Raw genomic sequence first — 12,386 nt, 5'->3', positions numbered from 1 at the left:
TGCGTACCTCCGTCTAGTCGTTCTATTCCTTCAAAATATTACGTTCACATTTCATCTGCAATCCGAACGAAGAAGTATTTCGTCCGCTCCGTCCATGCTGGCGAATCTTTATAAGCCCAATAACGATTGCGGCTATTATACGTGTGTGCATTGACAAGTGGCATGCCATTCGCATCTTTGCCCGTCACAATAACATTATGCTGAAACCGGCCATCGCCGTCCCAATCATAGCAGATCGTGTCGCCAGGCTGCAGTTCGCGCGGGTCATGAACCTCATGCCCGTGCAGCCCTTTGCGGCTATGCGCCAAAAAAGATTGCAGGCTATTGGCAACCGCCCAACTGAAGCTCCATAACTCTTGGTTGCCCCTTTTGCCAGCGTACCACCAACCCAAATCCCTTTTCCCAGTATAGTCCATTGGAGCCCCACCTGCAAAGAGGCATTGAGACACATAATTGGTGCAATCCACTTCGAATTGCTCATATTTCGGGTTCGGCGTCTGCCACCACGTTTCCGCATATTGGACGGCTTTGTCGCGGTTATAAATGATTTTGCGCGGAACGAATTCCTGGGCTCCGCTGTTGAGTATACTATGGTTGATATACGGCAGTGACGGTGCTCTGCGAAGGCCTTCCACAAAATCCGCCTGCTCAGAGAAAAAGACGCTCCGCGGCTTGTTCGGAAGCGATTGTTCTCCCTGAAGGGACTCTGTACTTCTGACCTGCCAACGATCCGCTGCGCTGTCAATCACAACTCGCTCCGGCTCAATGCGCTCTTCCATGTGGTCGATGGAACCGATGCGATAATGGATAAACCGGTGCAACACGATATCCGCAATAACGCCATGCGCCGATTCTCTAACGCCGGTAAGGCGCAGCTTCGTTTCCCCTCGCACCAGCTTGGCATCGCGATCGCGAAAACTTTCCAGGAGCCTGCGAACCCTGACCTCCTGCTTACGTACATAAGCGCTGTCTGACAAGTAGGCTTGGAGCGGTGCTGCGGAGCCTTCGAGCTCTGACTGATTTTTAGCATGGACGTAATTGTAGAGCGCTGTTTTCCAGGACATCGGGGTTACCCTCCTAAAAAGTTTTGGCAGGAAAGTTGTGTGTGAGTTGTGTTGGAATTGTGTGCGAATTGGCTGCGCCGTCGCTTACCGGGTTCAAGCTTTATTGAAACTTTTATTTATGGAAAGCACATGTTTGCGGCAAAATAACAGTCATCATAGGACGAGCCCGATTTGCTTTGAATTGATTCAATATATGACATTTGGATGGTAAAAATGATTGAAATAAATCTTTACTCAAACACAGCGAAACGCTATACTTGAGTTAGGGGATTAATGAAATTGAGTTTCATTAGATGAAACCAATGGATGAAGATATTAAAGGAGGAATTATCCATGTCCAACAAGGACACTTTTTCTGTGCGTAAGCAGTTAACTGTCGGAACGAATTCGTTCCAATACTACAGCTTGCCTGACTTCGAAAACCAAGGTCACGGTACAGTTAGCAACCTTCCTGTTTCCATTCGCGTTTTGCTTGAAGCAGCTATCCGTCAATTTGACGGCCGTGCAATCACAAGCGAACACGTAAAACAAATCGCCGGCTGGGCTGAAGGCCGTGACGACAACAAAGAAATTCCTTTCATTCCTGCTCGTATCGTTCTTCAGGACTTCACAGGCGTACCTGTCGTCGTTGACCTTGCGGCAATGCGTGCGACAATGGCTCGTGAAGGTGGAGATCCTAAACGGATCAACCCGCTTGTTCCTGTAGACCTTGTAATCGACCACTCTGTCATGGTTGACGCTTTCGGTTCCCCGGATGCGCTTGACATGAACATTAACTTAGAATTCGAAAGAAACGAAGAGCGTTACCGTTTCCTTCGTTGGGCACAAACAGCATTTGATAACTTCCGTGCCGTTCCGCCTTCAACAGGTATCGTTCACCAAGTTAACTTGGAGTACCTTGCTTCTGTTGCAGCTACAAAAACAGTCGATGGCGAAACGGTTGTTTATCCGGATTCCCTCGTAGGTACTGACTCCCATACAACAATGATCAACGGTCTTGGCGTTGTAGGTTGGGGCGTCGGCGGTATCGAAGCGGAAGCTGGTATGCTTGGACAACCTCTTTACTTCGTAGCTCCAGACGTTGTTGGTTTCAAATTGACAGGCCACTTGGCAGAAGGCGCTACAGCTACTGACTTGGCTCTAACAGTTACACAAATGTTGCGTAAAAAAGGCGTTGTTGGTAAATTCGTTGAGTTCTTCGGTCCTGGTCTGAGCAACATCTCCTTGGCTGACCGCGCAACAGTTGCGAACATGGCTCCTGAGTACGGCGCAACAATCGGTTTCTTCCCAGTAGATAGCGAAACATTGAACTACTTGAGAGCAACTGGCCGTGAAGAAGATCAAATCGCGCTTGTAGAAGCTTACTATAAAGCACAAGGCATGTTCCGTACGGATTCCACACCAGATCCAGTATTCACAGATGTTATCGAACTTGATCTTGGATCCGTAGTACCAAGCTTGGCTGGTCCTAAACGTCCGCAAGACCGCGTTGAGCTTACGAACATGAAAGAGTCCTTCAACTCCATCATCCGTACGCCGATCGACAAAGGCGGATACGGTCTGACGGAAGAGAAAATCAACGAAGAAGTTGATGTTGTCTATCCGAATGGCGAGACAGTTAAAATGGGAACGGGTTCCGTTGTAATCGCAGCGATCACTTCCTGTACAAATACATCCAACCCAAGCGTTATGCTAGGTGCGGGTCTTGTGGCTAAGAAAGCCGTAGCTCGCGGTTTGAGAAAACCGGCATTCGTGAAGAGCTCCTTGACGCCAGGTTCCCTGGTTGTTACTGAGTACCTCAAAAAAGCTGGCTTGCTTGAGTCCCTGGAAGCACTTGGTTTCCACGTTGCAGGTTACGGCTGTGCAACTTGTATCGGTAACTCCGGTCCGCTTCCTGAAGAAGTGAGCAAAGCAGTAGCTGACAACGATATGACAGTAGCTGCCGTTATCTCCGGTAACCGTAACTTTGAAGGCCGCGTGCATGCTCAAGTAAAAGCTAACTACCTTGGATCACCTCCACTTGTTGTTGCTTATGCCCTTGCAGGTACAGTAAACATTGATTTGGCTAACGATCCAATCGGATACGACCAAAGCAATCAACCTGTTTACCTCAAAGACATCTGGCCTACAAACCAAGAGATTCAAGAAGCTCTTGGCGTAGCAATGAGCCCTGACATGTTCCGCGACAAATACAGCAACGTATTCCGTGCGAATGAGCGTTTCAACGAAATCGCGATTCCAGAAGGCGATCTGTACGAATTCGACACGAATTCCACATACATTCAAGAGCCTCCGTTCTTCACTGATCTGGGTACAGTTCTTGACGATATCGCGGATATCCGCAGCGCGAAAACTTTGGCACTCATGGGCGATTCCGTTACAACGGATCACATCTCCCCTGCAGGTAACATCAAAGTTGACAGCCCTGGAGGCCAATACCTGATCAATCATGGTGTAAAAAGAGAAGACTTCAACTCCTACGGTTCCCGTCGTGGTAACCACGAAGTGATGATGCGCGGTACGTTCGCGAACATCCGTATTCGTAACCAAGTGGCACCAGGAACAGAAGGCGGCGTAACCACTTACCTGCCAACTGGCGAAGTAGAGTCCATCTACGATGCATCCATGAAATATCAAGCTGCAGGACAAAACCTTGTCGTTATCGCAGGTAAAGAGTACGGAACTGGAAGCTCCCGTGACTGGGCGGCTAAAGGTACATTCCTACTTGGCGTTAAAGCCGTTATCGCGGAAAGCTTCGAGCGTATTCACCGCAGCAACCTTGTAGGTATGGGCGTTCTTCCACTTCAATTCCTTGAAGGAGCAAGCTGGAAAACTCTCGGTATCACAGGTCGTGAAACATTCGATATCACAGGTTTGAGCAATGATGTTCAACCGGGTTCAACAGTAAAAGTGACAGCAACTCGTGAAGATGGTACAACTTTCGAGTTCAGCGCACTTGTTCGTCTGGACAGCTTGGTTGATGTGGATTACTACCGTAACGGCGGTATCCTGCAAACCGTTCTTCGCCAAATTTTGGCTGAGAAAAACTAAGATAACCATCAAGAAAAGCACTACACACACAACTAAAAAATCCGGGATTGCCTTATGGCATTCTCGGATTTTTTGCATTTTTGGAGACGGCTGTATCCTTAGAGCCGCAAGTGATTGACTTACATTGGTAATAACTGCGGGTTGAGCCCCCTATCCTGCCCACCTATAATGGGTAACAGCGAAAGGGGAGATGAAGATGAACTCATTAAAAAGGCTCGTCCTAGTCATGCTGATCGCTTCGATTGGTCTAGGTTTTTCAGTAAGCGAATGGAGCCATCCAACAGCAGCCGCAACGGCTGAAACGTTGCAACCAGGCAGTGAGAACGGAGACGTCTGGGATGCTCAATTCCGTCTTAAAATGTTAGGCTATTACCAACAGCCGCTAGATGGCGTGTACGGTCCTGTTACCGCCGCAGCTGTACGTAATTTTCAATATAATTATGGCTTAACGATTGATGGTATTGTTGGTGCTAATACATGGCAGAGCTTACGTAAGTATTCGGTTAATCAAACGGATCTTGATATGCTGGCGAAAGTGATCTACAGCGAGGCTCGCGGTGAGTCCTATGAAGGACAAGTCGCAGTTGGAGCGGTCGTTATGAATCGTCTGAATTCAAGTGAGTTTCCGAATACAATCGAAGGGATTGTTTTTGAATCTGGCGCTTTTACGGCCGTAGATGACGGGCAATACTGGTTGACGCCGGACAGCACGGCATACAAAGCTGCACAGGATGCTGTACGCGGCTGGGATCCAACCGGTGGTGCGCTCTACTACTTCAATCCAAAGACAGCGACAAGCAAATGGATCTGGTCACGTCCGCAGACGGTTCAGATCGGCAATCATATTTTTGCCAAGTAAAAATGAAAAACACCTCTCATTTGGCCGCTTCGAATCGGAGCCGCAGATGAAAGGTGTTTTTTCATTTTTTCATAAGTTACGTAGACTCCTTGTACCAAGGATTCAAATGCACCAGTACTTCGTCCACATCGCTATGAGCAGATTGGATTTTGTGTTTAATGCCGCGAATAATGTCGTGGCCTTCTTGGATGGTCAATGTACCCGAGACGCCAAGCCGCGCGTCGATTAATATGTAGTGACCGTGCTCGCGCGCTCTCAAACGGTCAATCCGCTTGATCTCGGGTACGGAACGGATCAGCGACGCGTACTGCTCAATCTGTGTAGAGCTTACGCTCCGCTCCATAAGAATACCGAATGAGTCTTGCCCCATTTCGTAAGCCAGCTTCAAGACCAGAATGGAGACGATAATCCCCGCTACAGGGTCCCCATATGCGAGAAAACCGTAGCCGAAATGATCCCCGAGCAGCGCCAGCCCGATCCCGACAGAAGCGGCAATCGACGCGTAGACATCCGCCAAATGATCATAGGCGGTGGCGATTAATCCCTTGCTGTTCATTTTACGGCCAACCCGCATCGTGTACACATAAAGAACTTGCTTCCAGATGAGCGAGATGACCGCTGCGATAAAAGCAATCACATGCGCCTCACCGGCTGGCTCGAATAAGGCATGAATAGAATGATAACCAATGTATACGGCGGCTCCAGCTAAAATAATCGCAACGATAAAAGCGCCGAGCACCTCCGCTTTGCCATGCCCGTAAGGATGGTCCACGTCAGCGGGCTTAGACGAAACACGCATAGAGCTGTACGCCGTCGCCGTAGCAATGACGTCCCCGGCATTATGGATGCCATCGGCAATAAGCACTTGGCTATTGAAAAGAAGGCCAACGATAATTTTGATGGCGGTCAACACGATGTTGCTGGCAAGACTAATCCAGATCGCCAGCATCGAGGCGGTGTTGGTGTTCTTCATACTTGCCACTCCCTTCCCTCTCTAGTATGGCTTCCTAGAAGCAAAAAATCCTCTATCCAAGTACTTGGATAGAGGATTACGGACGATGCGCTAGCGCAGCATCGTGCCCATACGCCGCGCCGCTTCCATAATGAGCGGCGCCTGCTCTTGCATCAGCTCCAGCGTAAGCCTGTTCGCTGGGCCTGATACGGCGAGGGCGGCCACCAGCCGGCCCCCGCGGTCAATAATCGGCGCGGACACAGCCGCCGCACCGGGCTCTCGCTCTTCCACGCTCGTGGCGAAGCCAGCGCGCTTGGTGTCGCCCAGCTGCTGCAGGAACGCCTGCTGATCCAGCCCGGTCGGCCAGTCGGCCGAGGCTAGCAGCTGCTGCTGCACAGCGGGCTCTGCGAAGGCGACGAGCACCTTGCTCGAGGCACCGACGTAAAGCGGCATTCGCGCCCCCACAGGGGCCACACGGCGAATGGCGTGGTTGCTCTGCACGGCTTGGATGCGGATACGCTCCAGGCCATCCTGCACGTAAAGCGAGATCGTCTCGCCGAGGAGATCGCGCAGCCTTTCCATCTCCGGCAGCAAAATGATGCCGGGGTCTCCCTCCTGCGAGAGGTTCGCAGACAGCTCCCACAGCCGGTAGCCCAATCTGTATTTATCCGTGGCGGCATCGCGCATAATAAAACCCTTGCCTTCCAGAGAAGCAAGCAGCCGATGCACCGTACTTTTATGTAAATCAACACGACTTGCAATTTCTGTTAACGTTAATTCGGTCGATTCGGTAAAACAGAGCATAATATCCAAAGCACGCTCTACAGCTCGCACCGTCAGCTTATTATCTTCCATGACGAACACCACTTTCATAGTCAACTGTCTGCGGAAGCATCAAATAGTTTCACTATATGAAACCCAGTTATATCTAGTATAACCAAACTCCAACGTTGCGTAAAGGTCAAACATCTGTTTCTTGAATTGTTACAGAAAGGTTACAGTGACTTTACATTTCCCGCACTCTCATTGACTTGTAAGCGCATACAGAATAAGATTAAGATAATAGATTACTTATCTGAAAATTTAGATAATTTTTCCTTTCTCCTTATAACTTCTCAGAGCAGCCCATTTGAACACACTACTTTTCTGGAGGGAGGGTACTGCGATGTCATCAACATCACTATCCCCAGGCTCAATTCAACCTACGCTCGAACAGGTCGTTACCCGTCCGCTTTTACGCAAAAAAAGGCTGGTTCTCACCATCCTGATCTCATTCCTGACGTTATGTACCTCGCTGTTGCTGGCTTTTCACGCCTATATTGCATGGACGCTGGCACGGCCGCATATTGATCCGCTTCATTCGGATCCCATGAGAGCCGTTGGTCTTCCCTACAGCAGCATTACGTTCCCAAGTCTGAACGGAACTTCGAATTTAGACGGTTGGTTCATTCCCGCTCCTTCCAACAAAACCGTGATCTTCTCGCACGGCTATGGCGGTAATCGCGAAGAATTGTGGGTTCCACTCTATAATTTAGCCCGTGAGCTGCATTTGCAGAATTACAATGTGCTGATGTTCGATTATGGCTATGTTCAACCAGGCAATGAACGCATCATGACCGGTGGTATTCAGGAGTCACAGGAGCTGCTGGGAGCGATTAACTATGTTAAGCATTTATCCAATGGTCCTATTTATATCTGGGGCTTCTCAATGGGTGCTGGAACGGCGCTTCAAGCCGCTCTCCAGAATGGTAAGGATATCTCAGGGATGATTCTGGACAGCACGTTCATGCTGAATCCGGATACGCTCTATCACAATATGAAGCAAGTTGTGAATGTTCCGAAATTCCCGTCTCTACCGCTCGTCCGCTTATTTTTCCCTCTATTGAACGGGGTAAGCTTGCATGAGGTTCCTTATAAAAAGGTCACTTCAACCGCTTATTCCATGCCTATTTATTTCATTCATGGAACGGAAGATTCCAAAGCTCCATATGAAATGGTAGAGGACATTTTCAAGGTGCAAGACAACGCGCAATCCAAACTTTGGATTATCCCCAAAGCCCAGCATGAATTGTTATACCGCGCAGAGCCCAAAAAGTATGTGCGCACTTCTCTCAGCTTTCTTAATGGCCTGACGCCGAAAGAAACTGTAGCAGCTGTTAACTGACGCTGGTATTCCCTCCTCCCTATAAAATCGACCCCTTGCGGGGTCGATATTTTTTTGCGCCTAGTCCATCTCATAAATCGAGCCGGACTTGCTCGCGAACAGCTCTGCATACACCTTCTCCGCGTATGCGTCGGTCATGCCGGATATATAGTCCGCGACGAACCGCGGCCAGCTCCAGTTACCCTTCCGGCGCTCATAGCTATCGATCCAATCGGGTGGAATGATCCACATTCCCCTGTCTTGATCGATAAAGCTTTCCCACAGCCGCTCGACGATGATCTCGCTGCGCTTCTGGAGGCGCAGCACCCGGAAATCCTTGATCAGCGTGACCCACGCCAGCTTCTTCAAGATCTCCATGGTCCGCAGGAGATTCATATCCTCCGCTCCGTCTTTGACGAGCGCAACCTTTTTCCAGCCTCGTTCAGGATCGTCCAAAATGTCCAAACGACTGGCAAAAGAGCTCACCCAGCGTGCTTTCATCTCTCTGCGCGTACGCGATTCTTCGCGGTTGCATTCGACGAAAATCTGCTGCCACTGCTCGAGATAGTCGGTCAGCACCTTCTTGACCATTTGCTCGATGTCGACGTGCTCCCAGCCGAATTTGTGTTTATTGGGATCATTCAAAATTTCCATTACCAAATGGCGGATCAAACGTTGATTCTCAAAAAACGTAGCGTTCATCTGGATTTTGCCAGCCCGAATGCCGTCTTCAATATCATGCGTAGAGTACGCGATATCGTCGCATAAATCCATCAATTGCGCTTCCAACGTGGAGCAGCCTTCCGGCATATTCCATTCTCTCCGCAGCTCCCGGATAATCTCCCACTCGGAGGCGTATACCCCCTTGAGCCGGCCTTCTTCCTCCAGCAGGAAAGGATACTTATTAATGCCAAGCAGCACAGCCGCGGTAAGATCCAGACCGCTTTCACTGCCCGCCCTTTTTTCAAGAAACATCAGGATTCGGAAGTTCTGGGCATTGCCCTCGTATTTCAAACCATGATCCTTCAGCAGAATGTGGTTCAGCACCTCTTCCCCTTTGTGACCAAAAGGCGGGTGGCCGAAATCGTGCGCAATCGATGCACACTCCACAACGGTAGGGTCAATGATGAGACCCGGATGCTCTCTTTTTTGCAGAAAAGGGTTCGTCCGTTCCAGACGTTTCGCCACTTCTCTGGCGATTTGGGCAACCTCCAGCGAATGGGTCAGCCGCGTTCGGTAATAATCGCCTGAACCGGCCCCGAACACCTGCGACTTGCCCTGCAGCCGCCGAAAGGTCGGTGATTGGATCAGCCTTGCGTAATCCCGCTCAAATTCATCCCGTTCTTCACTCACTTTAGAGGAAGCGGCCTCTCCGGGCCGAAATTTTCGTATGTTTTTCATCTGCTTGCCCCCTCTGGTGCTCTCGTGCTCTTGCCAACCCCCGGAATTGTACACCTAGCGATTCGTATACTTGCTATGATCAGTTTATGCTATAGCATGTACGCTAGTCACCCTGGGGCCATTTATTTATAAAAGAATACTATATTCATCTATTCGGCAACAAGTCATGCTGCCAAATTCTCCATAAAAAAGGGATGCTGCACAAGACATTTGTCTTTATGCACACCCCTTTACTCACGATATTACCTATTGATCAATGATAAAAATTCAGAACGCAGCGTTGAATCCGTACGGAAAGATCCGCGCACCGCTGATGTGATCGTCTCGCTGCCGTACTTCTTGACCCCTCTGGAGCACATGCACATATGCTCACCTTCCACAACGACCATCACGCCGTGCGGCTTCAGCACTTCATCGAGAATGTCGGCGATTTCGGACGTTATTCTCTCCTGCACCTGCAATTTGCGGGTGATGACATCGACTAAACGGGCAAATTTGCTTAACCCCGCGACTTTACCGCTCGGCAGATAGCCAACGTGCACTTTGCCGAAAAACGGCGCCATATGATGCTCGCATTGGCTGTAATAGATGATATCTTTGATGATCACCAATTCCTCATGCTGCTCATCAAAGGTTACACCGAGCACGTCCCGCGGGTCCGCGTCGTAGCCCGAAAAAATTTCTTCATACATGCGCGTTACGCGTGCAGGTGTGTCCAGCAAACCTTCGCGGTCCACATCTTCCCCGATCAATCGCAAAATTTCACGCACATGCTTCTCAATCAGCTCGCGATTCTCAGCTACTCTCGTATTTCTGTATTCAACGGATGCCAACTGCTCCACTCTCCTCATTCATATCCTTTAACCCATGCAGACTGTCAAAACCTTGATTCCATCTCTCATAGCCCTGCTGTCCTTATGCGTTTTGGTAAGCAGCATGCCGCCCTGCCAAAGAGAGACGATAGGTGCAGCAAGCTCGACTGGGGTTAGCCCCTGCAGCGATAGCTCGCCTTGTTTCCGGCCTTCTTTCAGACAAGCCTCAATCTCTGTCTCCATCTCGCTGAAAAAGCGGCTGAGCGGCTTACGCAGCTCCTCTGAGCAATCGCTAAGCTCTAACGCCAAATTCCCGAAAAAACATCCCTTGCGGCACTCGTTCTCATCACAGAAGCTTAGCATGCGTTCAAACAATTCCAGCACACGCTGCTTTGGCGATAGTTTAGTATTCCCCAGACTTGGCTCCAACACGGATTGCCGCATTTCGTCTACCTTGCGCTCAATGACCTTTAAGCCCAGTTCTTCTTTGCTTTTAAAATGATAATAAAAATTGCTTTTACATACCCCGCTGCTCGACAAAATGTCCTCTAGTCCCGTTCCTTGGTAGCCATGATCATGAAATAGATCCATCGCAGCTTCCAGAATGCGGTCTTTGTTGCTTGCCATCGACTAGCCACCTCTGAATCGTACTGGTATGTCCTAAATTTACAAAACCTGACTATAACACGAAGGGCTCCTGCTGTCCTCCGATTGTACGGTTAGACAGCAAAGCCCTTTGAAGGGGTCGCGAACCCCACTATTATTTCCACTTTTGGTTTTTCATCATTTGCTGCGCTTTGTTTAACTGCTGTTTATTCATGTTGTAGCCCATTTGCTTCGCCATTTTGGCCAGCATCTCGGGATTATTTTGCATGGATTCCAACTGCTTTTTCAAGTAAAACACACCGATAAAAAATCCGCCGACTAAGCCCACAATCAAAGTCAGAATAGGAATAAGATAACTCCACATAACGTTGCCCCCTGCAAGTATTGATTGGTTAGATTGCTTGCCTTATCATACCATTTCTACTCATCGCTTTACAAATGACTTGGCCATAATTCATAGAACTTGTTCAATAAAAACGGTGGTATGTTTGGCCAAATCGATTTCCTTAATTTCCAGTTCTCTGTCCATCTGATCCTGCTTGACGATTCTGACAATCGGACGGGTCGGCAATCCGCGATGCTGGCCGACAACAACGCCGGTCTCGCGATTCGATAGACGGACCGAAGCCCCGGTCGGATAGATCGAAACAGTTTTCAGAAAATGAATCAAAACCTCTCGATCCAGCTTTGTTCCAGCCAACGCCATCATATGCTCGCATGCCTCGTAGGGCAGCATCCGGCGTCCCATGGAAGTATCGAAGAGCAAGTTATCGTACATATTCGCGACAGCTGTAATTTTGGCATAAATATGGATGTCGTCGCTGGTTAAACCTCTTGGAATGCCCTGGCCGTCTAATGCTTCATGATGTTGGAAGGCGACATGGGCAATGAGCAAGCTGAGTTCGCGCTTTGTTTTCAAAAGCTCAAAGCCGCGCCATGTATGATGCCTCCTGCTGTCAGACGACTCATCGTCACAGGTCAGCTCAATTTTCCCCACGTCATGCAGAAGGGCGCCGGTGGCAAGCTCTTTCAATTGGCTCTCATTGAATCCCATATTAATGCCTACAAGCACCGCCATCATGCAGACGTTGGTCGCATGGACGTACATCTCGTTATCCTTGGTCCGAATGTCGGTCAGTTGGACGAGCACATCCCGATTCTTCATCACCTCATCGAGCAAAGTGTTGATCGAAATGCTCATAGCGCGGGAGTTGAATTCCTTGCCTGATCGGAGCGCAGCGAAGGTTTGTCCCATTTGCTGCATCACGATACGTTTCGTTTCTTCCGAAATGATTTCGGGAATCTCCACATCTTCCAGGTTCGGATCCTTGATGTAAATCATCGTAACACCGATTCGATTGAGCGTATTGATCATGAAAACCGTTAACTGCACGCCTTCCGAAAGCAAAATCGAACCGTTGCTGGCAAATATCGTACGGCCTAAATATTGACCCGACTCAACGGAATCCAAATGTACATATTTCATAGGATCACTCCA

At 49.2% G+C, this 12,386-nt stretch carries 11 protein-coding genes; 3 read left to right on the top strand and 8 right to left on the bottom strand.

Translation table 11 applies throughout. The annotated features are described in order from the left end of the window. Positions 1–44 precede the first annotated feature (44 nt). The gene (locus PCH02S_RS16950; RefSeq protein ID WP_127455080.1) at positions 45–1,064 is read right to left on the bottom strand and encodes an amidase domain-containing protein; all 1,020 of its coding nucleotides are present in this window, start codon (positions 1,062–1,064) and stop codon (positions 45–47) included. A gap of 333 nt (positions 1,065–1,397) precedes the next feature. On the opposite strand from PCH02S_RS16950, the gene acnA reads away from it, so the two are divergent. Both acnA and sleB read left to right on the top strand, forming a co-directional pair. Then, complete coding sequence (gene acnA, locus PCH02S_RS16945; protein ID WP_127455078.1) at positions 1,398–4,115, top strand: aconitate hydratase AcnA; 2,718 nt, start codon at positions 1,398–1,400, stop codon at positions 4,113–4,115. Positions 4,116–4,311: 196 nt separating this feature from the next. After that, entirely contained in the window at positions 4,312–4,974 is a 663-nt protein-coding gene (gene sleB / locus PCH02S_RS16940; protein ID WP_127455076.1) for a spore cortex-lytic enzyme, read from the top strand. A gap of 76 nt (positions 4,975–5,050) precedes the next feature. Here the strand turns inward: sleB and PCH02S_RS16935 are convergent, their stop codons facing one another. Beyond that, complete coding sequence (locus PCH02S_RS16935) at positions 5,051–5,947, bottom strand: cation diffusion facilitator family transporter (RefSeq protein WP_127455074.1); 897 nt, start codon at positions 5,945–5,947, stop codon at positions 5,051–5,053. Between the two features lie 90 nt (positions 5,948–6,037). Next, positions 6,038–6,781 (bottom strand): IclR family transcriptional regulator, encoded by a 744-nt coding sequence (locus PCH02S_RS16930; protein ID WP_127455072.1) that lies wholly within the window; start codon positions 6,779–6,781, stop codon positions 6,038–6,040. Between the two features lie 310 nt (positions 6,782–7,091). Here PCH02S_RS16930 and PCH02S_RS16925 point away from each other — a divergent pair, with 310 nt between their 5' ends. Next, positions 7,092–8,090, top strand: a complete 999-nt coding sequence (locus PCH02S_RS16925; RefSeq protein ID WP_127455070.1) for an alpha/beta hydrolase — start codon at positions 7,092–7,094, stop codon at positions 8,088–8,090. Positions 8,091–8,150: 60 nt separating this feature from the next. On the opposite strand, the gene PCH02S_RS16920 is transcribed toward PCH02S_RS16925, so the two are convergent. The 5 genes from PCH02S_RS16920 to PCH02S_RS16900 all read right to left on the bottom strand — a co-directional run bounded on the left by PCH02S_RS16920 (position 8,151) and on the right by PCH02S_RS16900 (position 12,374). Continuing rightward, positions 8,151–9,470 (bottom strand): deoxyguanosinetriphosphate triphosphohydrolase family protein, encoded by a 1,320-nt coding sequence (locus tag PCH02S_RS16920; RefSeq protein WP_127455068.1) that lies wholly within the window; start codon positions 9,468–9,470, stop codon positions 8,151–8,153. Between the two features lie 242 nt (positions 9,471–9,712). Beyond that, the gene (gene folE, locus PCH02S_RS16915; RefSeq protein WP_394358179.1) at positions 9,713–10,321 is read right to left on the bottom strand and encodes a GTP cyclohydrolase I FolE; all 609 of its coding nucleotides are present in this window, start codon (positions 10,319–10,321) and stop codon (positions 9,713–9,715) included. 9 nt (positions 10,322–10,330) lie between these two features. After that, positions 10,331–10,909 (bottom strand): TetR/AcrR family transcriptional regulator, encoded by a 579-nt coding sequence (locus PCH02S_RS16910; RefSeq protein WP_127455064.1) that lies wholly within the window; start codon positions 10,907–10,909, stop codon positions 10,331–10,333. Between the two features lie 133 nt (positions 10,910–11,042). Beyond that, entirely contained in the window at positions 11,043–11,252 is a 210-nt protein-coding gene (locus PCH02S_RS16905; protein WP_127455063.1) for a YneF family protein, read from the bottom strand. 90 nt (positions 11,253–11,342) lie between these two features. Continuing rightward, complete coding sequence (locus PCH02S_RS16900) at positions 11,343–12,374, bottom strand: HD-GYP domain-containing protein (protein WP_127455061.1); 1,032 nt, start codon at positions 12,372–12,374, stop codon at positions 11,343–11,345. Positions 12,375–12,386 lie beyond the last annotated feature (12 nt).

This window comes from Paenibacillus chondroitinus NBRC 15376 (assembly GCF_004000765.1).
Classification (GTDB): Bacteria; Bacillota; Bacilli; order Paenibacillales; family NBRC-103111; genus Paenibacillus_E; species Paenibacillus_E chondroitinus.
Note: the sequence above shows the minus strand (reverse complement) of the source record. Positions and strands in the feature narration are given on the sequence as shown.

Bases quoted from the DNA above. Each gene is read 5' to 3' on its own strand.
- PCH02S_RS16950 (WP_127455080.1), bottom strand. From the start codon at position 1,064: ATGTCCTGGAAAACAGCGCTCTACAATTACGTCCATGCTAAAAATCAG.
- acnA (WP_127455078.1), top strand. From the start codon at position 1,398: ATGTCCAACAAGGACACTTTTTCTGTGCGTAAGCAGTTAACTGTCGGA.
- sleB (WP_127455076.1), top strand. From the start codon at position 4,312: ATGAACTCATTAAAAAGGCTCGTCCTAGTCATGCTGATCGCTTCGATT.
- PCH02S_RS16935 (WP_127455074.1), bottom strand. From the start codon at position 5,947: ATGAAGAACACCAACACCGCCTCGATGCTGGCGATCTGGATTAGTCTT.
- PCH02S_RS16930 (WP_127455072.1), bottom strand. From the start codon at position 6,781: ATGGAAGATAATAAGCTGACGGTGCGAGCTGTAGAGCGTGCTTTGGAT.
- PCH02S_RS16925 (WP_127455070.1), top strand. From the start codon at position 7,092: ATGTCATCAACATCACTATCCCCAGGCTCAATTCAACCTACGCTCGAA.
- PCH02S_RS16920 (WP_127455068.1), bottom strand. From the start codon at position 9,470: ATGAAAAACATACGAAAATTTCGGCCCGGAGAGGCCGCTTCCTCTAAA.
- folE (WP_394358179.1), bottom strand. From the start codon at position 10,321: ATGAGGAGAGTGGAGCAGTTGGCATCCGTTGAATACAGAAATACGAGA.
- PCH02S_RS16910 (WP_127455064.1), bottom strand. From the start codon at position 10,909: ATGGCAAGCAACAAAGACCGCATTCTGGAAGCTGCGATGGATCTATTT.
- PCH02S_RS16905 (WP_127455063.1), bottom strand. From the start codon at position 11,252: ATGTGGAGTTATCTTATTCCTATTCTGACTTTGATTGTGGGCTTAGTC.
- PCH02S_RS16900 (WP_127455061.1), bottom strand. From the start codon at position 12,374: ATGAAATATGTACATTTGGATTCCGTTGAGTCGGGTCAATATTTAGGC.